20 protein-coding genes are annotated in these 22650 nt (G+C 64.3%); 2 read left to right on the top strand and 18 right to left on the bottom strand.

The genetic code is table 11. The annotated features are described in order from the left end of the window. Positions 1-10: 10 nt before the first annotated feature. From GY937_19080 to GY937_19035, 10 genes are all read right to left on the bottom strand, one after another. Positions 11-307, bottom strand: coding sequence for a hypothetical protein (locus tag GY937_19080; protein MCP5058811.1), 297 nt, complete (start codon positions 305-307; stop codon positions 11-13). Continuing rightward, positions 304-1062, bottom strand: a complete 759-nt coding sequence (locus GY937_19075) for an RNA polymerase sigma factor (GenBank protein MCP5058810.1) — start codon at positions 1060-1062, stop codon at positions 304-306. The genes GY937_19080 and GY937_19075 overlap by 4 nt, the downstream gene beginning before the upstream one ends. Before the next feature lie 150 nt (positions 1063-1212). Beyond that, positions 1213-1911, bottom strand: a complete 699-nt coding sequence (locus tag GY937_19070; protein ID MCP5058809.1) for an RNA polymerase sigma factor — start codon at positions 1909-1911, stop codon at positions 1213-1215. Between the two features lie 274 nt (positions 1912-2185). Beyond that, positions 2186-2689: a hypothetical protein gene (locus GY937_19065; protein MCP5058808.1), complete on the bottom strand. Its 504-nt coding sequence runs from the start codon at positions 2687-2689 to the stop codon at positions 2186-2188. After that, positions 2686-5529 carry a pyruvate, phosphate dikinase gene (locus GY937_19060; GenBank protein MCP5058807.1) on the bottom strand — a complete coding sequence of 948 codons (2844 nt, stop codon included), beginning with the start codon at positions 5527-5529 and terminating at the stop codon, positions 2686-2688. The genes GY937_19065 and GY937_19060 overlap by 4 nt, the downstream gene beginning before the upstream one ends. Continuing rightward, the gene (locus GY937_19055) at positions 5526-6833 is read right to left on the bottom strand and encodes a glycine--tRNA ligase (protein MCP5058806.1); all 1308 of its coding nucleotides are present in this window, start codon (positions 6831-6833) and stop codon (positions 5526-5528) included. The genes GY937_19060 and GY937_19055 overlap by 4 nt, the downstream gene beginning before the upstream one ends. 91 nt (positions 6834-6924) lie before the next feature. Beyond that, positions 6925-7758: a DNA repair protein RecO gene (gene recO / locus GY937_19050; GenBank protein ID MCP5058805.1), complete on the bottom strand. Its 834-nt coding sequence runs from the start codon at positions 7756-7758 to the stop codon at positions 6925-6927. 129 nt (positions 7759-7887) lie between these two features. Then, positions 7888-8418, bottom strand: coding sequence for a helix-turn-helix domain-containing protein (locus GY937_19045; GenBank protein ID MCP5058804.1), 531 nt, complete (start codon positions 8416-8418; stop codon positions 7888-7890). Then, on the bottom strand, positions 8376-9215 hold the full coding sequence (locus GY937_19040; GenBank protein MCP5058803.1) for a tetratricopeptide repeat protein: 840 nt from the start codon (positions 9213-9215) through the stop codon (positions 8376-8378). Before GY937_19040 ends, GY937_19045 begins: the two co-directional genes overlap by 43 nt. 13 nt (positions 9216-9228) lie before the next feature. Continuing rightward, positions 9229-10230 carry a hypothetical protein gene (locus GY937_19035; GenBank protein ID MCP5058802.1) on the bottom strand — a complete coding sequence of 334 codons (1002 nt, stop codon included), beginning with the start codon at positions 10228-10230 and terminating at the stop codon, positions 9229-9231. A gap of 24 nt (positions 10231-10254) precedes the next feature. On the opposite strand from GY937_19035, the gene GY937_19030 reads away from it, so the two are divergent. Both GY937_19030 and GY937_19025 read left to right on the top strand, forming a co-directional pair. Then, positions 10255-12540, top strand: a complete 2286-nt coding sequence (locus tag GY937_19030; protein ID MCP5058801.1) for a 2-oxoacid:acceptor oxidoreductase subunit alpha — start codon at positions 10255-10257, stop codon at positions 12538-12540. A 1-nt stretch (position 12541) separates the two neighbouring features. After that, the gene (locus tag GY937_19025) at positions 12542-13570 is read left to right on the top strand and encodes a 2-oxoacid:ferredoxin oxidoreductase subunit beta (GenBank protein MCP5058800.1); all 1029 of its coding nucleotides are present in this window, start codon (positions 12542-12544) and stop codon (positions 13568-13570) included. Between the two features lie 20 nt (positions 13571-13590). On the opposite strand, the gene sucD is transcribed toward GY937_19025, so the two are convergent. The 8 genes from sucD to GY937_18985 all read right to left on the bottom strand — a co-directional run bounded on the left by sucD (position 13591) and on the right by GY937_18985 (position 22327). After that, a complete protein-coding gene (gene sucD, locus GY937_19020) occupies positions 13591-14457 on the bottom strand; it encodes a succinate--CoA ligase subunit alpha (GenBank protein MCP5058799.1) in 867 nt (288 codons plus the stop codon). A gap of 4 nt (positions 14458-14461) precedes the next feature. After that, a complete protein-coding gene (sucC, locus tag GY937_19015; GenBank protein ID MCP5058798.1) occupies positions 14462-15628 on the bottom strand; it encodes an ADP-forming succinate--CoA ligase subunit beta in 1167 nt (388 codons plus the stop codon). A gap of 60 nt (positions 15629-15688) precedes the next feature. Continuing rightward, positions 15689-16618 (bottom strand): malate dehydrogenase, encoded by a 930-nt coding sequence (gene mdh / locus GY937_19010; protein ID MCP5058797.1) that lies wholly within the window; start codon positions 16616-16618, stop codon positions 15689-15691. A gap of 23 nt (positions 16619-16641) precedes the next feature. Next, complete coding sequence (locus GY937_19005; GenBank protein ID MCP5058796.1) at positions 16642-16905, bottom strand: hypothetical protein; 264 nt, start codon at positions 16903-16905, stop codon at positions 16642-16644. Between the two features lie 76 nt (positions 16906-16981). Next, on the bottom strand, positions 16982-17317 hold the full coding sequence (locus GY937_19000) for a LysM peptidoglycan-binding domain-containing protein (protein ID MCP5058795.1): 336 nt from the start codon (positions 17315-17317) through the stop codon (positions 16982-16984). Between the two features lie 14 nt (positions 17318-17331). Next, positions 17332-19116 (bottom strand): aspartate--tRNA ligase, encoded by a 1785-nt coding sequence (aspS, locus tag GY937_18995; protein MCP5058794.1) that lies wholly within the window; start codon positions 19114-19116, stop codon positions 17332-17334. Positions 19117-19294: 178 nt separating this feature from the next. Further along, positions 19295-20692 carry a diguanylate cyclase gene (locus tag GY937_18990; protein ID MCP5058793.1) on the bottom strand — a complete coding sequence of 466 codons (1398 nt, stop codon included), beginning with the start codon at positions 20690-20692 and terminating at the stop codon, positions 19295-19297. A 153-nt stretch (positions 20693-20845) separates the two neighbouring features. After that, positions 20846-22327: a hypothetical protein gene (locus GY937_18985; protein ID MCP5058792.1), complete on the bottom strand. Its 1482-nt coding sequence runs from the start codon at positions 22325-22327 to the stop codon at positions 20846-20848. Between the last annotated feature and the right edge of the window lie 323 nt (positions 22328-22650).

Here is a 22650-nt window from a genome sequence, read left to right as displayed (position 1 = left end):
GCCGTGGTGGCTAGCGCTGGTTCGGCCCGGGCCCCTTCGTGTAGCGGGATTGGATCATCTGCCAGAGCTCGTCTCGGAGCTCTTCCTTGAACACCGGGTCTGCCTGATCGGGGCGAAGATCCCCCTCGAGGAACTCTCGAAGCTCCTCTGTGGAAAATTCTGCCGCCAGCTCTCGTTTCACGTTCTGCTCCCGACGCTCGATTCGATCCCTGTCATTGCGTTCCGGAACTTGCGGGTCGTTCGAAGAGGCGCGACCAGAGCGCGTTCGCCAACGTTCCCGAAGCCGTGTGGCAAGACGCGGGATCAAGTCGCCCTCGCCCTTTCCTGGCTATCCGCTTCCAACAACAACCGTTTCACCCGATACAATCCGGACCGGATGGCGTCTCCAGATCGGTCCGTGCGTTGCGAGATCTCTTGGATCGAAAGATTATGGACGTGTCGTAACAGGAAGGCTTCCGCCTGCCACGAAGCAACACCCTCTAATCGCGTATGGATGGCGCGGGCATAGCGACTCATCTCGAGATGATCCTCGGGCGTGCATGCCCAGAGGGCCGAATCGGAGGCCAGGATGCCTGGCCCCGCTTGCTCCACGCGCTGGTCGTGGACCCGATGGCGTCGCAGATGGTTGTAGACCGTGTTCTTGGCGACGCCGTAGATCCACGCCAAGGGGGTCGAGCGACCGGCCCAACCCTCGGAGGATCGGAAGACGACGGTAAACGTCTCCTGGGTCAGCTCTTCCGCGTCTGCATGGTTGCGCACGCGCACGTAGACGAAGCTGTAGATGCGTTGGAAGTAGCGCTCATAGAGCACGTCGAAGTGCTCTTCGCTGCCGGTGCACACCCGGGCCAAGAGGGCCTCGTCCGTCCAGGTCGAGGGCGGACCCGTCTCCGCTTGCGGTCCGAGTCCGGAAGCGGACACGCCGGGGCCGGCGACCTCCGCACCATCATCTGCAGTCTTGCTCGTCCGGTCTCGGTTGCCGGACGCTCGCAGTTCTCGAACCAGGGCCAACGCGGACTCCTCGCGTGTGCCCTTCCCAGTTGGAGACCCGGCCGGACCCCCCATTCGGGGTCTCCAGTAAGGAAGTGGTGCGAGCCGGCCCTGCGTGTCAAGAAATCGTGCGCTACCCCTCAAACCTGACACCCCCGGGGGAAGCCCCGGGGGTGTCAGGGGAGACTCGAACCCAGTTGCAGGGAGCCGGGTGGGCCGATTGGATCAGGCCTGGAGGATCTGCTCCAGCCCCGGTGCTGCCTGGGCAATGGCGCGGCGCATCCGATAGAGGTTGGCCTTCACGGCATCCTCGGACTTCCCGAGACTTCCGGCGATCGAACGGATCGACTGCCGACGCAGGTGTTTCAGGTGGAAGATCCGGCGCTGGAGAGGCGTCAGTTGCGTTTCGATCACCTCCTCGCAATGAGCCAACATCCGGCGAGCGTCGACGGCGCGATCGGTCGGAACGGACGGCGTCGCCAGATCCTGGGCCGCCGGGGCATCGAGCGACTCGAAACGAGGCCGCACGCCGCGGAAACGGCGGTTCACCTTGTTGCGGGTGATCCCGAAGATCCAGACCAGCAGACTGGAAGTACCGGCATAGGTATGGAGGGCCTTGTAGACGGTGACGAAGACTTCCTGGGTGACGTCCTCGGCATCGCCCGCGTCTCGCAAGCGCTTCACGGCGAACCCGTAGACCCGCGGGAAGTAGGCCTCGTACAGAAGGTCGAAATGGGCGCGGCTGCCGCCCAGGATCTTCTCTACGAGCTCTGCGTCGCTCTCCCAGGGGGTGTTGTTACGACGGGACTTTCGGCGCGGGGGCGTCGCGATCTTGGTGCGGCTCGTAGCAGCCCTTTCGGGGGCAGGCTTGCTCTCGGCGCGCGAGGACGGGACGACCATGGGGGGGGGCGATTGGGTCGGCACGGAATCTCCCTGGCGGTGGATGGCTCTCAAAGGTGGTGGGGACCGAGGTCCTGTGCGGCTAGAGAGCAAGCCTCGTGCCATGGACTCTGAGTCGGGGGTACAAACACACAACTAGCTGGAAAGACTGAGCTTTACGCGAAGTCAGGCGCCCCCGGGGGTATGAACAGAACTGCCATGTGAGAAAACAAATTCCGTTCTAGGGAGTTTGAGTGGAACCCTGTGAACTCGTTTCCGCACCCTGGCTCGGGTGGGAGCGAATGGGTGTTCTCGCCCGCTAGAGCTTTCCGGGAATGATCCACCAGGTGCCTTGCAAGCGCTCCCAGCGATCCACCCGCTCGAGCGCCGTGGTGCCCGGGCGCAGGGGCTGGGAATCATCTCCCACCAGACGGGTGACCACCTCTGCCTCTCCGGGACCCTCCAGCCGGAATTCGACCACATCCAGGGAGAGCGGCAGATTGCGCTCGAAGTGGGCTTCGGTAAGCGCCTGCGCCATCCCTGCGTAGTAGTCGGAAAACGCGCCCTCGCTGCGGAAGAAATCCCGGAGCCGCTCGTCCCGATAGGTCGTGATGTCGTTGAAGCGGCGTTGAGCAAGCTTCCCGTAGAAATCCTGGGCGCGCTCGAAGAAGCGGATGACGCTGGCGTCCTCGGCCATCACCAGACCTTGATCGAGATCCGGTGCCGGACCGGTGGCCTGCTCGGATCCAAAGGGCCAGAGCGCACAGCCCGCCAGCCCCCCGCCAACCCACAGCATCGCCGCAACGAGGATCACGCGAATCATCGACTCCCCCTTCTCTTCTTCAAGCTGAGTTCCGCCTGGGCGGCGGCCAATCGGGCCACCGGCACCCGAAACGGCGAACAGGACACGTAGTCGAAGCCCAGGCTCGTGCAAAATCGAATGCTCTTCGGATCACCGCCGTGCTCCCCGCAAATCCCGATCTTCAGATTCCGATCGGTCCGCCGGCCGCCCTCGACTCCGAGCTGCATCAACCGGCCGATTCCCGCCTCATCGATCGAGACGAAGGGATCATCCTCGAGAATGCCGCCCTCCACGTACTCCGAGAGGAACTTGCCGGCGTCATCCCGGGAAAGCGCATAGGCGGTCTGGGTCAAATCGTTGGTCCCAAACGAGAAGAAATCGGCGAAGCGTGCGATCTCATCCGAGGTGAGTGCCGCCCGAGGCACCTCAATCATCGTGCCGATCAGGGGCCGAATACGGCGTCCCCCGTGGGCCGTCTGGACGCTGGCGAACTCCTTCAGGGCCAGCTCGCGGAGGATTTCGAGCTCCCCCACATGAGAAATCAGCGGCAGCATGATCTCCGGCCGGACCTTCGTTCCCTCACCCGCCACTTGATAGGCGGCCTCGAGAATCGCCCGTACCTGCATACGGTAGATCTCCGGATAGCTGATACCGAGCCGACAGCCCCGATGTCCTAGCATCGGATTGAATTCCCTGACCGCCTCGACTTTCGCGCGCAGTGCGGCCGCGGAAATATCCAAGGCATTGGCGACGGCCCGAATATCCTCGTCGGAATGGGGCAAGAACTCATGGAGCGGCGGATCGAGCAACCGGATCGTTACCGGCAACCCATCCATCGCACGAAAGATGCCCTCGAAATCCGCCCGCTGCATCGGCAAGAGCTTCTCGAGGGCGCGCTCCCGAGCGCGGGTATCGCTGGCCAGGATCATTTCTCGCACCGCAAGGATGCGCGCAGGTTCGAAGAACATGTGCTCGGTGCGACACAGGCCGATGCCCTCGGCCCCGAATTCGCGAGCGACCGCCGCATCCTCGGGCGTATCCGCATTCGTGCGTACGCCTACTTTGCGCATGCGGTCTGCCCAGCGCATCAGCTCTGCGAAGGAACCGCCAAGCTCGGGCGTCACCGTCGGAACTTCCCCCCGGATCACTTCACCTCGGGTGCCGTCGAGGGTGAGGAAATCACCGTCTCGGAAGACGTGCTCGCCGAGGCGCACCTCATGGGCGTTCAAGTCGACCTGGAGGCTGCTGCAGCCCGCCACGCAACACTTCCCCATCCCGCGCGCCACGACGGCCGCATGGGAGGTCATTCCGCCGCGGGCCGTCAGGATGCCTTCGGCCGCATGCATCCCGTGAATGTCGTCCGGGGAGGTATCCAGCCTCACCAGGATCACCTTCTCGCCGGTCTTGGCTCGGGCCTCGGCCTCGTCCGCCGCGAGCACGATCCGCCCCACCGCCGCACCGGGCGAAGCCGGCAGGCCGCGCGCGACGATTTCGCGCGGCGCTTCCGGATCCAGGGTCGGATGAAGCAACTGATCCAGTGAAGAAGGCGAAATCCGCAAGACGGCCTCTTCCCGACTGATCAATCGCTCCTTGGCCATCTCGACGGCAATCCGAACGGCGGCCTGGGTCGTGCGTTTGCCTGTCCGGGTCTGCAACATCCAGAGTTTTCCCTTCTGGATGGTGAACTCGATGTCCTGCATGTCCCGGTAGTGCTTCTCCAGCCGCCTGGTGATCCGCACCAGTTCCTTGTAGGCGACGGGCATCTCCATCTCGAGCGTGGGCAGTTCGGCCGAGTCTTCCTGCTTGCTCTCCTCGTTGATGGGCTGGGGCGTGCGAATTCCTGCGACGACATCTTCGCCCTGGGCGTTGGTCAGGTACTCGCCGTAGAAGTTCTTCTTGCCCGTGGAGGGATCTCGTGTGAACGCCACACCAGTCGCACAGCCATCCCCCATGTTCCCGAACACCATCGCCTGCACGTTGACCGCCGTGCCCCACTCTCCCGGAATGTCATGGATGGCGCGGTAGCGACGCGCCCGGTCGTTCTCCCAGGAGCGAAAGACAGCGCTCACGGCGCCCCAGAGCTGCTCCTCGGGATCCTGGGGAAAGGGCCGACCCGTGTGCTCCTGAACGATCTCGAGATAGTCCTGAACCAGGGTGCGCCAGTCGTCACCGCTGAACTCCGTATCGAGTTCGACATCCCGTGCATCCTTCAACGCCTCGAGGCGATCCTCGAACCGATCGTGCGGGATCTCGAGCACCACATCACCGTACATCTGGATGAAACGCCGATAGCTGTCGTAGGCAAACCGATCATCGGCTGACGCCGCCAGGCCAACGACCGTCTCGTCGTTCAGGCCCAGGTTCAGCACCGTGTCCATCATTCCGGGCATCGAAGCCCGTGCACCAGAGCGGACCGAGAGCAACAACGGCGCCGCAGAATCGCCGAAGGTCTGTCCCATCCCCTTCTCCACTTTGGAGAGCGCGGCGAGCGCGGCCTTCCGCACTTCGGCGGACAGGCGCCCGTGGGCCCGGTTGTACTCGGTGCAGACGGCCGTCGAGATGGTAAAGCCGGGCGGGACCGGTACACCCAGGCGGGTCATCTCCGCCAGGTTGGCGCCCTTGCCCCCGAGCAGGTCCTTCATCTCGGCGCGGCCGTCCGCTTTGCCGTCGCCGAAGAAGAAGACCTTGCGAGCGACCGGTCGCTTCCGAGCCGGGCGCGGCGCCGTCGCCTTCCGACGCAGTGCGGCCTTCTTGCGAACGGATCGCTTCTTGGGCTTGGCCGCCTTCGTGCCAGCCTTCTTCGTGGAGGCCTTTCTCCGTGCCGGCCGCCGCGAAGACGCCGCTTTCTTGCGGACGGTCAAGATCCTGACTCCAGCCTCTCCTGCACGTAAGCCGCGAGGCCTTCCAAGGGGATCCGTTCCTGCGACATGTCGTCGCGCTCACGGACCGTGACCTGATGATCGTCTTCCGAATCGAAGTCGTAGGTGATGCAGAGCGGGGTCCCGACTTCATCCATGCGCCGGTAACGCCGGCCGATGTTGCCGGCATCGTCGTAGAAAACGTTCCAACGCTTGCGAAGGTCCGCTGCGATCTTGAGTGCCGGCTCCTTCAACTTCTTCGAGAGGGGAAGTACCGCTGCCTTGATGGGAGCGACGTGAGGCGAGAGGCGAAGCACGGTCCGCGTCTCCCCGCCCTCTAGCGTCTCTTCGGCGTAGGCAGCGCAGAGCAGTGCCAGCGTGGTCCGGTCCATTCCGACCGAGGTCTCGATGACCGCGGGGGTGAACCGCTCCTTCGTCTCCTCGTTCATCACGACCAGATCCTTGCCCGAGAACTCCGTGTGCTGGGTGAGGTCGTAGGTCCCGCGGTCGTGAATTCCTTCGATCTCCTGCCAGCCGAACGGAAACTCGAACTCGATATCGATGGCCCGGCTGCAGTAGTGAGCGAGTTCGTCGTCACCATGAGGCCGGGTCCTGAGGTTGGCATCGTTGAAACCAAGATCGTGATGGAAGCGCAGGCGCTGCTCTTGCCAATGTTCAAACCACTCAGTGCTGCTGCTCGGATGGATGAAGAACTCCAGCTCCGCCTGCTCGAATTCCCGACTTCGAAAGGTGAAGTTCCGCGGGTTGATCTCGTTGCGAAACGCCTTGCCGATCTGAGCGATCCCGAAGGGGACCTTCTGACGCGCGACCTCTCGCACGCGCCGGAAGTCCGTAAAGATCGAACCACAGGTCTCGGCGCGCAGGTAGGCCGTTGCCGACGCATCAGCCTGGGCCCCGATCTGCGTGCGCATCATCAGGTTGAAATCACGCGCCTCGGTGAGATCGCAATCCGTGAGGCGACGTTTCTTCGGCGCCTCGGGACACGGTTGATCCAGCTGATCGGCCCGGAAGCGGCGCTTGCAGGTACGACAATCGACCATCGGATCACTGAAGTGCTCGACGTGACCAGACGCCTCCCACGTGCGCGGGTGGGTGATGATCGCGCTGTCGATGCCCTCCACATCGTCCCGATCCCGCACGGTGCGCTGCCACCAGAAGGCCTTCAAGTTGTTCTTCAGCTCGACGCCGAGCGGACCGTAGTCCCAGAATCCATTGATCCCGCCGTAGATTTCGCCGGACGGGAAGATGAAGCCCCGGCGAGCACAGAGGGACACGATGTCCTCCATGCGCACGCTTGCGGCGGCCGGGCTGGGCGAGCTCTGCTGGTTCTTCTCGGTCATCGGGCTCCGCCGGTCGACATCTGCCGGTTCTTCATGCTCATCGGGCTTCGCCGGTGGCTTTCGGTTCGAGAGGGCGAGGCGGGAGTCTTCCGTTCGCCTCCGGGGGTGTCAATTGGGCGTCCAGGAATGTGACGCTACGGAGGTCGAGGCCCACATGGAAACGCAGGAAACGCGCGATCAGTACGCGGGCCTCCTCCAACGCACCCCCTCGCAGGGAGAGCCGGCCGAGTTGGGGCGTCGCCAGGCTGCGGCTCTGCTGCAGGGCCCTGAGCGTCCCCACGTGCACCGGCAGCAGATGCTGGCCCTCGGCGAGACAACGGGAGCAATACGGGCCGCCATCGCCCACATGAAAGCCGACCGGGCCCGCACTCCCGTCTGGCACTTCCCCGCAGCGCACGCAGGTCATGAGCTCCGGGCCGATGCCGAGGGCATCGAGGGCCCGGACCTCGAGGAGCACTCGCAGGCCCGCATCCGGGCTTCGATCGTCGATCAGTTCGAGAGCCGCGATACCAAAGGCGAACAACCTGTGGTGATCGACCCGTGCGCCGCCCTCCGGTGCCAACCGGTCGAGCAGCTCGAGCAGATAGCAACCAAGAGCGAAGCGCCGCGGATCCGAACGGGGCCCATGGAGCGTCCGGCGCAGGCGCGCGTGCTCGAGACGAGCCATCGATGTGGGCCGGCGGCGCTCGATCTGGACATCGAGGTGGTTGAAGAAATCCAGCGTGCCCGGGAATCGCTTCTTCGAGCGCCGGGCGCCCTTGGCAATCACCGTCAGCCGACCCGTATCCGGAGTCAGCAGATGGAGGATGAGATCCGACTCACCGAAATCGACACTCCTGAGAATGAGGGCCTGGGTGTGGAGGGTCGGCACGAAAGCAGGGTAACAGCCAGGAAGCGGGGACGTTCTTTCCGATGTTTCCGTTACTCGGTTTCCCGCTCTGCGGGAAACCGAGTAACGGAAACATCGGAAAGAACGTCCCCGCTTCCGCCTTGGCGGTGTTCAATCCTGCCGAAGCGCGCGCTGCTCTTCTGCCAGGACGCGGACCGGATCCCGACGGAGAAGCCCGGGTTCGTTCGCGCTTCGCCCGGCGGAATCGGCAGGTTCCACCGCCGGCCCCGAGGATGTGAGGCTCATGACGACGACGGCACACATCGCCGCGAACAGACTGATGCCTACGGCAATGCCGACCAGCGCACTAACGCGAGGCCAGCGGCGGCGGGGGCCAAGCTCCGGCTCCGCGAGCAGCCGGGCGACGGTCTCATCGGGATCGAGTCCGATGGCAATGGCGACGGTGCGTACGAAGCCCCGCACGAAGCCGTCCGAGAGGCCGTCGAAAGCCCCGCTCTCCAGTCGTTCCAAGGACCGGCGGGGGACCCGCGTGAGTGCGACGACTTCGTCGAGTTCCATCCCGCGCAGCTTGCGCTGGCGCGCCAGGTACCGGCCGATGGAAGGCGGCTTCGGTGCGTCCGCCTCGTCCGGCCCGCCCTTCAGCGGAGACGATCCAGATACTCCTCGGATCGTTTGCCCCATGGTCCGCTAGGCCTCTGTGCCGCGGAGGCTGTCAGATACTCGACGGCCCGATCGCGGTTTCCCTGCGCAATGAAGATCTCAGCGAGCCGATAGTTCGCTTCGGCCTGGGCCAGCGGCCCCGGTCCGAGCTCGACGACCCGCTCGAAGCGCTTGATCGCACGTTCATTGTTTCCGCGCGCCGCTTCGATGATGCCGAGGCTGAGGACCGGACGCCAGTAGCCACTATGATATTCGGTCGCCATCTCGAGGGCCTCGGTGGCCGGCACGAGTTGGCCCAGCTTGTAGTAGGCCCAGCCCTGGTTGGTAAGCGCTGCCCAGGGCAAGGGAAAGGTCGGATCGTCGATCAGCATTTCGGTCAATGCGATCGCTTCGCCGTAGCGTTCCAGCTGGATGTAGATCGCCGAAAGGGTCAGGCTGGCCTGCTGGAAGTCCGCGTCGACGGCCAACGCCTTCAGCAGATGCTGCTCCGCATCGGCAGAGCGCCCTTTGCGTCGGTAAGCGTCCGCCAGAGCGAGCTGGGTCCACTTGTCCTTGGGATTCATCTCCTCCGAAACGCGCAACTCGCGAATCGCAAGCTCGATGCGCCCCTCTCGCATATGACCCGTACCCACGTTGTAGTGAGCAGCCGCCCGGCGTTCGGCCTGGTCGGAGCCGACCGCCGCTTTCCCAGGCCTGGAGGTATCCGCGACGTCTTTCGGGCTGCCGCCAGACGTGGCACAACCCGAAGCGAAGACGGCGCAGGCCATCAAAGCAAGAACCAACGACAGGATTCGACGATTTCGATCGTGACTTGTCACGGAGTTGCCTCCTTCAAAAAGTAGAGAGGATGCGGGCCAACCATTTCCGACGATCCTCGTCGGACGCAGGCTTTCGTTTCTTCACCAGTCTCAGACGGCCAAGAGCAGCCTTGCGAAGGCGACCTCCCTTCGCGACGGCCGGGGCCAGGGGCCGATCGGAATCGGCCTCGTGCAGCACCGGCGTGTCATCTTCTGTGGAAGCACACCCGGTCGAGGGTTCGTCGGCTTCCGACGCATTCGCGGCCTGGGTGGGCTCGACGCTCACGGGGGATTCGCCAACCAGTCCATCGGCGTCGGGGAGGTTCGCCTCGGCGTCGGAGGCGTCGCCGCCAATGGCGGACTCGTCGGATTCGAGCTCCGGCCCGACACCGTCCTCGGGATCGGATTCGGAATCGGAGAACTCCGGCGAAACGATCTCTGGTCGCTGAGGCTCCGTAACGGCTTCCGATGAGGCCGAGCGGAATTTGGTCAGCATCGGTGCGGCCGGCTGGACGCCTTCGGCCTCGGAGAGGGCAGGCGTACCGTCGGCCGCGAGAGCGTCCTCCACCAACGAGGTGAGCGCGTTCGTATCGGGCGGCGGCGAGACTTCGGGTGCCGGCTCCGCCGAGACCTCGGGGGCCGGATCCGGTGTGGGTTCGAGGGCTGGGGCCGACTGGCCCGCCGCGACCGGTTCGTCCACGGTGGCTTCGTCGATCGCCTCGACCAGAAGAAGCTCCAGCTCGTCGGGCTCGTCTTCTTCCTCGACGAACTCGAAGCTGGCTTCCTCCACCGCCGGCTGGGGCTCCGCCAGCGCCTCTACCGGAGGTTGTGTGGGTGGGTCTCCCATCAAGTCGACCCAGATTCCGTGGGCCCGCTCGGCGTCCCCCACGGCGAGTTCATCGTCATCGAACAAGAATCCCATGCCCTCACCAAACGACATCGCCGCGTCCGTCAGGCTGGCCGCGTCGGGCAGATCCTCGCTGGGCGCGAAGTGGAGCACCTGGCCGCTCTTGAGCGAGCGTACGCTCAGCGTCACGTCCAACCCTCCCGTGGAGCTGGCATGGAGGACCAGGACGGCTCGAGCCGGCGCCACGGGCAGATTCTCCACTCGCACGACGGGCGTGTTGAGCGAGAGCTGGAGGCTGCGAATGGCCCCCGGGAGGAGATTCAGCGGCTGATCCCGCCGCGCGAAGAACATGCATTGCTATCGGCCCCGGGCGGCCGCCACTTGAGGTTCATCCGAGCGCAGGCCACCCTCAGAAGTCCTTTCTTTCAAAGGCCTTTTTCCCGGGCGGGCCAGATCTCCCACGCTCTTGCCCTCGGGGGTTTCGGTGGTCACCTGGGGGGATACAATGCCGGGGCGTTCCCTACCGCGGCGGCCCGCCCGGGGTGCAACTCGGAGACCGGCCGCCCAAGGAGCCCACAGCAAGTGGCCCAGCCCAAGAAGCCGATCAAGAAGGTCGAGCCCGTGGCCCAGCCCGAGAAGCCGGATGACCCGGTCGAGCACGAAGCCCTGCCCGAAAAGCAGGTCAAGCAGCTCGAGCACGTCGCCATTCGCTTTGCGGGAGATTCTGGCGACGGCATGCAGCTCACCGGAACCAAGTTCACCGAGTCGACCGCACTCGCCGGAAACGATCTCTCGACGTTCCCGGATTTTCCAGCAGAGATCCGCGCACCCGCTGGCTCGCTTGCCGGTGTGTCCGGATTCCAGATTCATTTTTCCAGCGAAGACATTCGCACGCCCGCCGACCAGCCCGACGTTCTGGTCGCACTGAACCCGGCCGCCCTGCACGGGAACATTGCGGACCTGCGATCCGGTGGCATGGTGATCATCAACAGCGATGCATTCACCGGAAAGAACCTGGAGCGGGCCGGTTACGATGACGACCCGCTGCCCGAACTCGTCGATCGGTACCGTGTCGTAGAGATCCCGCTGACATCCCTCAACCGCGAGGCGTTGAAGGATCTCAAGCTCAGCACCCGAGACAAGGATCGCTGCAAGAACTTCTTCACGCTCGGTTTGATGTTCTGGCTCTACAACCGGCCGATCGAATCGACCGTGAGGTGGCTCGAAACCAAGTTTCGCGGCGATGTCCTCGAAGCCAACGTCCGCGTCCTGAAGGCGGGCATGCACTTCGGTGAGACCACCGAACTCTTCCCGGCTTCGTTCGCCGTACCGAAGGCGAAAATCCAGCCGGGTACCTACCGGAACATCACGGGCAACCAGGCATTGGCCTGGGGGATCATCGCGGCGGGCGTGCAGCTGGGGAGGCCGATCTTCCTCGGCGCCTATCCGATCACACCGGCCAGCGAAATCCTCCACGAACTAGCCCGCTATCGGCATTTTGGAGTGAAGACCTTTCAGGCCGAAGATGAGATTGCGGCCGCGAGCGCGACGATTGGCGCCGCCTTCGCAGGCCAGCTCGCCGCCACCACGACGAGCGGCCCAGGCCTCCTCCTGAAGCAGGAGGCCATTGGTCTCGCGGTGATGACCGAGCTTCCGATCGTGGTCGTGGATGTCCAGCGCGCGGGGCCCTCGACCGGAATGCCTACCAAGACGGAGCAGGCCGACCTGCTGGCTGCTTTGTACGGGCGAAACTCCGACAGTCCGATGCCGGTGCTCGCACCCTGCACCCCGGGCGATTGCTTCACGATCATGATCGAAGCCTTCCAGCTCGCCGTGAAGTACATGACGCCGGTTACGGTGTTGTCGGACGGATACCTGGCCAACAGCTCGGAGCCCTGGCTGATTCCGGATGTGGATTCCCTGCCGCGAACCGAGGTCCGCTACCACCAGGACCCGGAGGGTTTCCTGCCCTATCTGCGGGATCCGGACACGCTTGCGCGGCCCTGGGCCATTCCCGGAACCAAGGGGCTCGAGCATCGCATCGGCGGTCTCGAAAGCGAGGAGAACACCGGAACCGTGTCCTACGTGGCCGAGAACCACGAGCGAATGGTTCGGCTTCGAGCCGAGAAGGTGGCTCGCATTACCCAGGACATTCCCCCGACCGAAGTGAACGGAGCGGACCAGGGCGAACTCCTGGTGATCGGTTGGGGAGGCACCTACGGCGCCATCAGCTCCGCGGTGAACGGAGCCAGGGAAGACGGGCTCGACGTTTCGAGCGTGCATCTGCGCCACCTGAATCCGTTCCCTTCCGACCTGGGCGAAGTCCTGTCACGCTTCCGTCAGGTGCTCGTGCCCGAGCTCAACGCGGGCCAACTCCGACGCCTGCTGCGGGCCGAGTTCCTGGTTCCTGCGGAAAGCCTGTCGAAGGTCCAGGGACAGCCCTTCAAAGTGCATGAAATTCGCGCGCGCATCGAGCAGATCCTCGGTGCAGGGAGCTGAAATGGCAGCCGCGACAACCGCTCCGTTGAAGACCCGGGATTTCGTCTCCGACCTGGACGTGCGCTGGTGCCCGGGGTGCGGGGACTACTCGATCCTGAAGAACATCCAGAAGGTGATGCCCGAGCTCGGCGTACCCAAGGAGAACGTGGTCTTCGTGTCGGGAATCGGCTGCTCCAGTCGCTTCCCCTACTACATGAACACGTTCGGTTTCCACACCATTCACGGCCGCGCTCCTGCTTTCGCGACCGGCATTCGAGCCAGCCGGCCGGATCTCTCCGTCTGGGTGATCACCGGTGACGGTGACGGGCTCTCGATCGGCGGCAACCATCTGATCCATACGATTCGTCGGAACCTGAACATGCAGATCCTGCTGTTCAACAACCGGGTCTACGGGCTTACCAAGGGCCAGTACTCTCCGACCTCTCGCGAGGGCATGCGCAGCAAGAGTTCACCCCAGGGCTCGATCGACCATCCGATCGATCCGATCGCCCTGGCCCTGGCTGCCGGCGCAACCTTCGTGGCGCGAACGATCGACGTGGACGCGCCCCACCTGCAGGAGACCTTGCACCGCGCACACGCCCACGAGGGAACGGCCTTCGTCGAGATCCTCCAGAACTGCGTCGTCTACAATGACAACGAGTGGCTCGAGCTCGAGGACCGGAAGACGCGCGTCTCGTCCTCCCTCGCCCTGGAGAACGGAGAGCCGCTCGTCTTTGGACCCAAGGGCGACCGCAGGGGCATCCGCATCCACGATGGCGTGCCCTCGATCATCGCTCTCGGAGACAACGACGACCCCGTGAGCCACGGTGTCGCTACCCACAACGAAGCGGCCCCCAGTGCGAGCTACGCCTTCGCCCTCGCCTCCATGGCAAGGCCGGAGTTCCCGCTGCCCATCGGCGTCATCCGCGCCGTCGAGAAGCCCAACTACGAACACATGCTCCAGGCCCAGGTAGACGACGCCCTCGAAGCGCATGGCCCTGGCGACCTGAAAGCCCTCCTCCACTCCGGCGACACCTGGACCGTGGAGTAGAGAAGGCGGAGACGTCCCCGCTAGGCGATCCGGGCCGCGAGCGTGTTCCCGATCTCCCCGGGCGATTTCGCCACGACCACACCGGCCGCCTCGAGAGCCTCGATCTTGTCGCTCGCGTGGCCCTTTCCGCCGGAAATGATCGCGCCGGCATGACCCATGCGTTTTCCGGCAGGCGCATTCAGGCCCGCGATGAACGCGACCACGGGCTTCGACATCTTCTCCTGGATGAAGCGCGCGGCTTCTTCCTCGGCCGAGCCGCCGATCTCGCCGATCATCACGACGGCCTCGGTCTGACCGTCGGCTTCGAAGAGCGTGAGCGCATCGACGAAGCTGGTGCCGATCACCGGATCGCCGCCGATTCCCAGACACGTCGACTGGCCGATCCCCAGCCGCGAGAGCTGATCGACCGCTTCGTAGGTGAGGGTGCCGGAGCGTGAAACCACGCCGACCGGCCCGGGCTTCGTGATCTGTGCGGGCATGATGCCGATCCGGCATTGCTCCGGCACGACGACGCCCGGGCAATTCGGCCCGACCAGCCGGGTGCGAGAGCCCTGCATGGCGCGCTTCGCCCGGGCCATGTCGACTGCCGGAACTCCCTCGGTGATGCAGCAGGTGAGGTCGAGGCCAGCGTCCGCGGCCTCGAGTATGGCGTCTGCGGCACCTCCGGGCGGCACGAAGATCACCGACGCATTTGCACCGGTCTCCGCCACGGCCTCGGTCACCGTATCGAAGATCGGAATCCCCTCGAGGGTCGCACCACCTTTGCCTGGATGAACGCCACCCACGACCTGGGTCCCGTACTCGACGGAGAGCTTCGCATGGAGCTGGCCCATGCGGCCCATGCCCTGAACCAGCAGCCTGGTGTTCCTGTCAGCGAGAATGGACATCGGCTCAGGCTCCGCGGGCCGCGGAAACGGCCTTCTCGCCCGCTTCCTGCAGCGTCTCGGCGGGCGTAAGGTTGAGGCCGGATGCGGCCATGATCTCGCGGCCCAGGTCCGCGTTGTTTCCCTGCAGGCGGACGACGAGGGGAACCTCGACTCCCAGCTCGCCGGCGGCGGCCACGACGCCTTCAGCGATCAGATCGCAGCGCACGATGCCGCCGAAGATGTTCACGAGGATCGCCTTCACCTTCTCGTCCTCGAGGATGAGCTTGAAGGCTTCCTTCACCTTCTCCTTGTCCGCTCCACCGCCAGCATCCAGGAAGTTGGCCGGGCTACCGCCGCAGACGGCGATCATGTCGAGGGTGGCCATCGCCAGACCCGCACCGTTCACCATGCAGCCGATATCACCATCGAGGCCGACATAGGCCAGGTCGATCTCGTTGGCCGCCCGTTCACGGGGATCTTCCTCCTCCGGATCGCGTAGCTCGGCGATCTCCGGATGGCGGAAAAGTCCGTTGTCATCGAAGCCCAGCTTTCCATCGAGCGCGAGGAGATCGCCATCCGCCGTGACCACGAGCGGGTTGATCTCGACGAGGGAACCGTCCTTCTCCGTGAAGAGCTTGTAGAGGCCCTTCAAGAAGACATCGAGCTTGGCGGTCTGCCCTTTGTCGAGCTTCAACGCCTTGGCAACCTTGCGCACCTGATAGCTCTGCAGTCCGACGTTCGGATCGATGAACTCGTTGTGGATCTTTTCGGGCGTGCTCTCGGCAACTTCCTCGATATTCATGCCGCCTTCGGTCGAGGCGATGATCGCGAAATTCTCGGTTGCCCGATCGAGGGTCAGCGCCAGGTAGAGCTCGCGATCGATGTCCGAACCCGCTTCGACGTAGACCTTGCGCACGAGCTTGCCCGCCGGGCCGGTCTGATGGGTGACCAGAGTCATCCCGAGGATGTCGCTGGCGTGCTGCTTCGCCTCTGCAGGGCTCTTGGCCAGCTTCACGCCGCCGCCCTTGCCGCGGCCACCTGCGTGGACCTGCGCCTTCACAACCGTCACCGCCGTACCGAGCCGCTTCGCGGCGGCCTCCGCCTCGGCGGGCGTGGAGGCCAGATGCCCTTCGGGCACCGCGACACCAAAGGCGCGGAACAATTCCTTCGCCTGATACTCGTGGACGTTCATACGTCACGCTCCTCAACGCCGCGAAGCCGCAGCGCGGATCATCCCGTGGTTGAAGCCGGCCTAGATCTCGATCTGCTCGACCAGGGTCTTCACATGCTCGACGCTTGCATCGAAGAGCTTGCGCTCCTCGGCGTCCAGCTCGACCTCGAGCACCCGCTCGACACCGCCAGCGCCGAGGACGCAGGGCACGCCGACATACAGGCCGTCGACACCGAACTCACCCTCGAGCAGACACGCACAGGCAAGCACCCGCTTCTTGTCACGCAAGATCGATTCGGCCATCTCGATCGCGGAAACCGCCGGTGACACGAACGCCGAACCGGTCTTCAGCAAGCCGACGACCTCGCCGCCCGCCTTCTTCGTGCGCTCGACGATCGCATCGATCTTGTCGGCAGAGAGCAGCTGCTGGAGCGGGATCCCTGCCACCGTGCAGTAGCGCACCAGGGGAACCATCGTATCCCCGTGGCCACCGAGCACGAGCGCAGTGACGTCCTGGACCGAAACGTCCAGCTCCCAGGCCACGAAGCTTCGGAAGCGCGTGGAATCGAGAACACCAGCCATGCCGACGACGCGATTCTTCGGAAAGCCCGACACCTCCTTGAACGTGTAGACCATGGCGTCGAGGGGATTCGAGATCACGATCACGTAGGCATCCGGTGCGTTGTCGCGAACGCCCTCCGCCACCTGCTTCATGATCTTGAGGTTCGTGTTGAGCAGATCGTCACGGGACATACCGGGCTTGCGAGCAAGGCCGGCCGTGATGATCACCACGTCGGCGCCCGCAATCCCTTCGTAGGAATTCGTTCCGGAGATCTTCGCATCGGAATCGAGGAGAGGAGCGCCCTCGGCCATGTCGAGGGCCTTGCCCTGAGGCAGGCCGTCGACCACGTCGAAGAGGACGACGTCGCCGAGTTCACGATAGGCGGCCTGCTCTGCGAGGACGCCTCCGATGTTTCCGCCGCCGATCAGGGCGATCTTGGGTCGTGCCATGGTGGGGGTCTTCCTTTCGGGCCTTAGCCCATGTTGGCGGTGATGACGTCGCCGATTTCCGAGCATTTGAGCTTGGTGGCGCCGTCCATCAGCCGTTCGAAATCATAGGTGATGGTCTTGTTGGCGATCGAGGTGGTGATGCCCTTTTCGGTCAGGTCCCCCGCCTCGGGCCAACCCAGATGCTCGAGCATCATCCAGCCCGAGAGGATGACGGAATCCGGGTTCACCTCGTCCTGGCCGGCGTACTTCGGCGCCGCACCGCGGGCGAACTGGCCTTGTTCCGTCATGAGGAGGCGATTTAGCCGATCTAGAAGCGCACCGCATCCCGGGAAACGAGCCGAGTGAGGCGAGGGCCGCCCGCTCCTACTGGGTGTTGAGCGCTCCGCCCTCTCGGCGCAGCGTGGCCGCGCGCTCCGGGTCGATATTCGGAATGGCCAGTTCCTGGCCGGGATAGACCCGAGACGGATCCTTGATCTGATCCCGATTAGCCAGATACAGCGCCGGCCAGAGGGTCGGGTCCCCCACCGTCAGAGAGGCGATTTGCCACAGGGATTGTCCGGGCTGGACCGTGTAGGTCCGGCGCACTCCGGCGCGCACGGGGGTGGGCGCCGGTTCCTCGACGGGCGGCGCCTCCTCGACGGGCGGCGCCTCCTCGGCGTTCGCCACCATCGTGGCTACGAGCACGATCAGCATCAACATCGTTCGGAGCAAGCTCAGCCTTCCTTGCGCTCGCGCACGACGCGCAGGCGGAGCTCTTCGAGCTGCTCTCGCTGAACCACGGACGGGGCGTCCATCAGCAGATCCTGTCCCCTCTGGGTCTTCGGGAAGGCGATGACATCGCGCAGGCTCTCTGCACCGGTCAGCACCATGACGAGGCGATCGTACCCGAACGCGAAGCCGCCGTGGGGCGGTGCGCCCGCTTCCAGCGCATTCAGGAGGAACCCGAATTGTGCCTCCATCTCGTCCTTGGCGTAGCCCATGATCTCGAGGACCCGGCGCTGAACGTCCACACGGTGGTTCCGCAGGCTTCCGGAACCGAGTTCGGTGCCGTTGAGAATCACATCGTAGTGGGTGGCCCTGACCTTCTCGGGCTCCGAATCGAGGAGTTCCAGGTCCTCGTCCATCGGCGCCACGAAGGGCATGTGCATGTAGGTAAGCCCGCCGTTCTCTTCCCGCTCGAAGAGCGGAAAATCGACGACGAACAGAGGATCCCAACCGCGACCGTCCGTTCGGCCCAGGCGCAGGCCGAGATCCACCCGCAGGCGGGCCAGGATGCCGTTGGCCTTTTCGGATTGATCGGCCTGGAAGAAGACCAGGCTGCCAGGCCGAGCGCCGGTCTTCTCCTGGATCGCCTCGCGCTCCGCATCGGAGAGGAATTTCACGATCGGCGATTGCCAGGTTCCGTCGGCCGTTACGCGGATCCACGCCAGGCCCTTCGCACCGAGTTCCTTCCGGACGAATTTCTCGAGCCGGTCGATGTCTCCGCGCGAAAGCTCGTCCGCATCATGAATCGGAAGGCATTTCACGATCCCGCCCGCATCGACCACGCCGCGGAAGGCGCGGAACTCGCTGGCCGCGAAAAGATCCGTCAACTCGACCAACTCGAGCTGGATGCGCGTATCCGGCCGATCGATGCCAAAGCGGCTCATCGCCTCCGCCCAGGACATGCGCGGGAAGGGGCGTGGCAACTCGACGCCCGCGCCTTCCTTGCACGCCCGGCAGGTCACCTCTTCCAGCACCTCGAGCACGTCCTCGACACCGACGAACGACATCTCCAGATCGACCTGGGTGAATTCCAGTTGGCGATCCGCGCGTTGATCTTCGTCCCGGAAGCAACGAGCAATCTGGAAATAGCGATCGAAGCCCGAAACCATGAACAGCTGCTTCATGATCTGGGGCGATTGGGGCAAGGCGTAGAACTCGCCGTGCTGAAGCCTACTCGGCACCAGGAAATCGCGGGCCCCTTCCGGCGTTGCTTTCGCGAGAATGGGCGTTTCGATCTCGAGGAAATCCAGATCGCAGAGGCTGCGGCGGAAGGCCTGCCCCAATTCCGAGCGCATTCGCAGGGTTCGCTGGAGTGTGGGTCGCCGAAGATCGTGGATCCGGTTCCGCAGGCGTACCGCTTCGTCGACGCCGGATTCGTCTTCGATCGGGAACGGCGGCGGCACGGCGGCGTTCAACACGCGCAATTCGCTTGCCTCGACCTCGACCTCCCCGGTCGGGAGGTCCGGGTTCACATTCTCCGGATCACGACGCACGACCCGGCCCCGGGCGAGAATCACGAACTCCGTGCGGAGTTCGTCGGCCCGGCGATGGACTTCGGCGTCGTTGTCCGGCCGAAACACGAACTGCAGGCGGCCCGTGCGATCTCGCACGTCCGCAAAGATCACGCCGCCATGGTCTCGGTGACCATGGACCCAGCCCGCGACCACGATCTCGTCACCGACCTGGGCCGTCCCCACTTCGCCACAGGCATGGGTCCGCCGCAGATCGCCCATACCATCGAGGTGGACATCCTGCCGACCTCCAAGCGCGGCTGCGCTGGGGCTCTCGGAAGACGGGTGGTCGCTCAAGGTTCCTCTCTCGGCTGGCCTGGCTTGCAGGAAAACAGCTTCAAAATCGCGAGGTTGGTTAGCAGAGGGGACAGGGCCCTGCCAACGAGCCCTGGTGGACCGCTCAGTCGAGCTCACTTGCCGAGCAGACCTTGTTCCACCCGTTCGATTTGGCCCGGTACATGGCCTTGTCCGCCGCATCGAGGAGTTCATCCGGGCGGGACCCGTGGGCGGGATAGGCCGCGATTCCCACACTGCAGGTCAGTCGGAGGGTCACGCCATCGGTGGCCTCGAAAGAGGTCGTTTCCACGGCCTGGCGAATGCGCTCGGCGATCTGACCGGCCACGTCTTCCTCCGTATCGACGAGGATGATCGTGAACTCGTCGCCGCCATAGCGCGCCACGGTGTCGACGGTTCGCACGCACTGGAGGAGTACCTGCGCGAGCTGACGCAACGCTCCCGATCCGACCAGATGCCCATGTTGGTCGTTCACGAGCTTGAAGCGATCCAGGTCGAGGAACAAGATCGAGAGTGCATTTCCGTAGCGCTCGGCTCGCCGCACCTCGCGTTCGGTGGCTTCGAGCAGGTAGCGCGCGTTGTAGAGATCCGTCACGTCGTCGACGAATGCCCGCTCGCGGACACGCAGATAACGCTCGGCATTTTGCAATGCGACGGACGCGAAGCTCGCAACGATCCCGGCTCTGGCGACTGAGGATTCCGAGAACGAACCCGTCGGCTGAACGATGCAGAAGAGCCCGCTCTCGGTCTCGGTCTCGGACCCTTGCACCGGAACCACGAGCGCCTCGTTGACGGGCATCCGGGCGTCTTGAAGCGCGCGCACGAAAGGACCGTCCGAATGCCGCTCGGGACCCTCCCCACCCTCGATCGTCAGGCGTTTGCCTCGGGCGACGAGTTCTCGAAGCTGGGCTTCAGCTTCCTCGTCCATGCCGCGGGTATGGAAGCCATGAGAGCCCGGCAGCGAAGGACGTCCATACAGGCAGAAGCCGCTGGTTGCGCCTGCGGCCTGTACCACCAGATCCAGCCCGACAGCGAAGACTTCTTCGGATTCGAGGCACGCGGTCAAGCTCTTGCACGCCTCGAAGGCGGCGAGCTCATCGCGTAGCCGAAGGTTCTCGACCAGCACCCCCCGCCTCGCGACAGTGCGTTCCATGACCAGAATCAGGTCTTCCGCGCGGACCGGCTTCTGGAGGTAGTCGGCGGCGCCCATGCGCAAGGCCTCGACTGCGCTCTCCACCGAGGCATGGGCCGTCATCAACACGAAGTCCGTACCGGGATGCTCCCGTTGAACCTTCTGCAAGAGCTCCAGGCCGTTGAGGCCGGGCATCGACAGGTCCGACAGCACCAGATCGGCAGGCTCTCGAGAGAGGGCCACCAGAGCGTCAGCACCGTTCGCGCAGCACTCGACCTCCGCCCGGGTACAAAGGACGTCCTTGGCAAGCTCCCGGTAGTAACGGCTGTCGTCGACTACCAGAACACGGGGACGCTGCCCGCCCTCGGCCATTGAAGCCCTCCTGAATCCGCTCCAGCCTCCCAGAATCGGCCCGGCACCGGAGCCTCTTGAGCATAGCGAGCAGCCTCACCGGTCCCCACGGGGGGATTCGTTGGTGACAGCCCGGGCAGGCCCTGAAGCGCGACCAAAGCCCCGGAGGGCCCGCTAGTGCCCCGCCGCCACGATGAGGCTCTTCACCGGTCTCACATCCCGCCAGGTCCGCCCCGCATCATCCGAGCGCAACACCAGCCCGCGCTGGCCAACGATGTAGCCAGTGTCTCCGACGAAGCTGACGCCGCGCATGAACGTGAAGACGGTCCGGAAGATCGGATCCGACGATTCCTGCCAGGTCTTCCCGCTATCCGAGCTGAGCCGGATCAGGCCCTTCTCGCCCACGATCACCGCATTCTCGCCAGAGAAGGGGTGGACGGAGAAAATCGCGGACTTCCGGCCGATGTCCTCGTAACGCCAGGTGCGACCGCCATCCTTGCTACGAAGGACGACTCCGCCCAGGCCCGAGATGTAGCCCTCGTTCTCGTCGGCGAAGCGCACGCTGAAGAGATACGGGTTCTGGGCAATCGTGACCTCGATCTGGGGAGACTCCGACAGCCGGCTCTCGAAGTAACGCGTCAGGAAATCCGGATCCTTCTCGAGGAAATCCTCGAAATCCCAGGGAGGCGCGCCTCGGCGACGGATGCGATCCGAAAGAACGCCGGCATCCTCGATGGCGGACTGCACCTCCTGGGTTCGCGCTTCGATGATCTCGAAGAGCGGGAAGGGATCGTCTTGCTTGCCGAACGTCTTGATCTCTCGAGCGGAAACGCGCGGTTGGATCGCGATGTTCAGGTGCTGCTTGTCGGCGATCCCTTGTGCGAACTCCGCGATGACCTCGCGATCTTCATCGGTGATATCGATCGAGTTGTAGGCGAGGGAAATCGGGGCCACCTTGACGCCAGACAAGATCTCGCCGCGCTCCCAGGTGTCGCCTCCATCCTCGCTTCGGAAGAGGTAGGCGAACTCTCCGATGATCCAGCAGTGCTCCGTATTCGACGGCAGGCACGAGACATCGTTGAGTCCCACGTCCTCGAACACGGCCTCGCCCGCTCGGATGCGCTCCTGGTCGTGCACGGTGAGCCAGACGAATTGCGGATGGGTCGCGCTCACGGTGAGCGAATCGTCCCGCCAGGTCTTGCCGCCGTCCTTCGTGCCGATGATCGTGCCCCACTCGCCTACGGCCAATGCCCGGAGCGGGTCGACTGCCTGCACCGAGAAGAGATGGACACCCTGCTCGTTCTTGGGCGTGCTCTGCTTGCTCCAGGTCTGGCCACCGTCGTCGGTGTAGAGGACCAGGCCGAGCTGCCCGACCGCCCAACCGACCTTGTCGTCCGCCATGCTGATGTCGTAGATCAGGCTCTTGGTGGGCGTCGTGGCCTTGGTCCAGCTCTTTCCGCCATCGGTGCTGCGATAGATCGCGCCCCAATACCCGGAGGCGATGACGGTCTCGCCGTCAATCACCGAAACCGAGAAAAGATCGTCGAGGATGTCGATCTCGCCCGCACCGCCTCGAGGTTCGAAATGAACCTCGTGACATGCCACGCTGAAGAGCAGGCTGATGGCGAGCAGGGGAAGGACGCGGCGATGGAGCATGGTCGTTGCCCTTTCGAACGGTGGAGCCGGTTTGACAGGACGCCAGTTTCGGACGGGGCATGCTACCACGCCACGCCCTGGGGGACACCTGTTGGAGGCTTTGCGATTCGATCAGGAGCCGAAAATGAGAGCGGGCCGGGACCCTTGGGGGGCCCGGCCCGCATCTGAATCTGGCCGAGGGTCCTAGCCCGAATAATTCATGAAGAAGTCGCGTTCCTGAATTGAAGAAGGCCCCAGTTGCGGTAGAAACGTGTTGCGACACGCGTTTCCCCTCAACAAGGGCCCCTTCATGAAGCCGGATACTACCGCACAGACTGTCACCT

Source organism: bacterium, assembly GCA_024228115.1.
In the GTDB taxonomy this organism is placed as follows: domain Bacteria; phylum Myxococcota_A; class UBA9160; order UBA9160; family UBA6930.
This window is presented reverse-complemented; position numbering and strand designations above follow the sequence as displayed.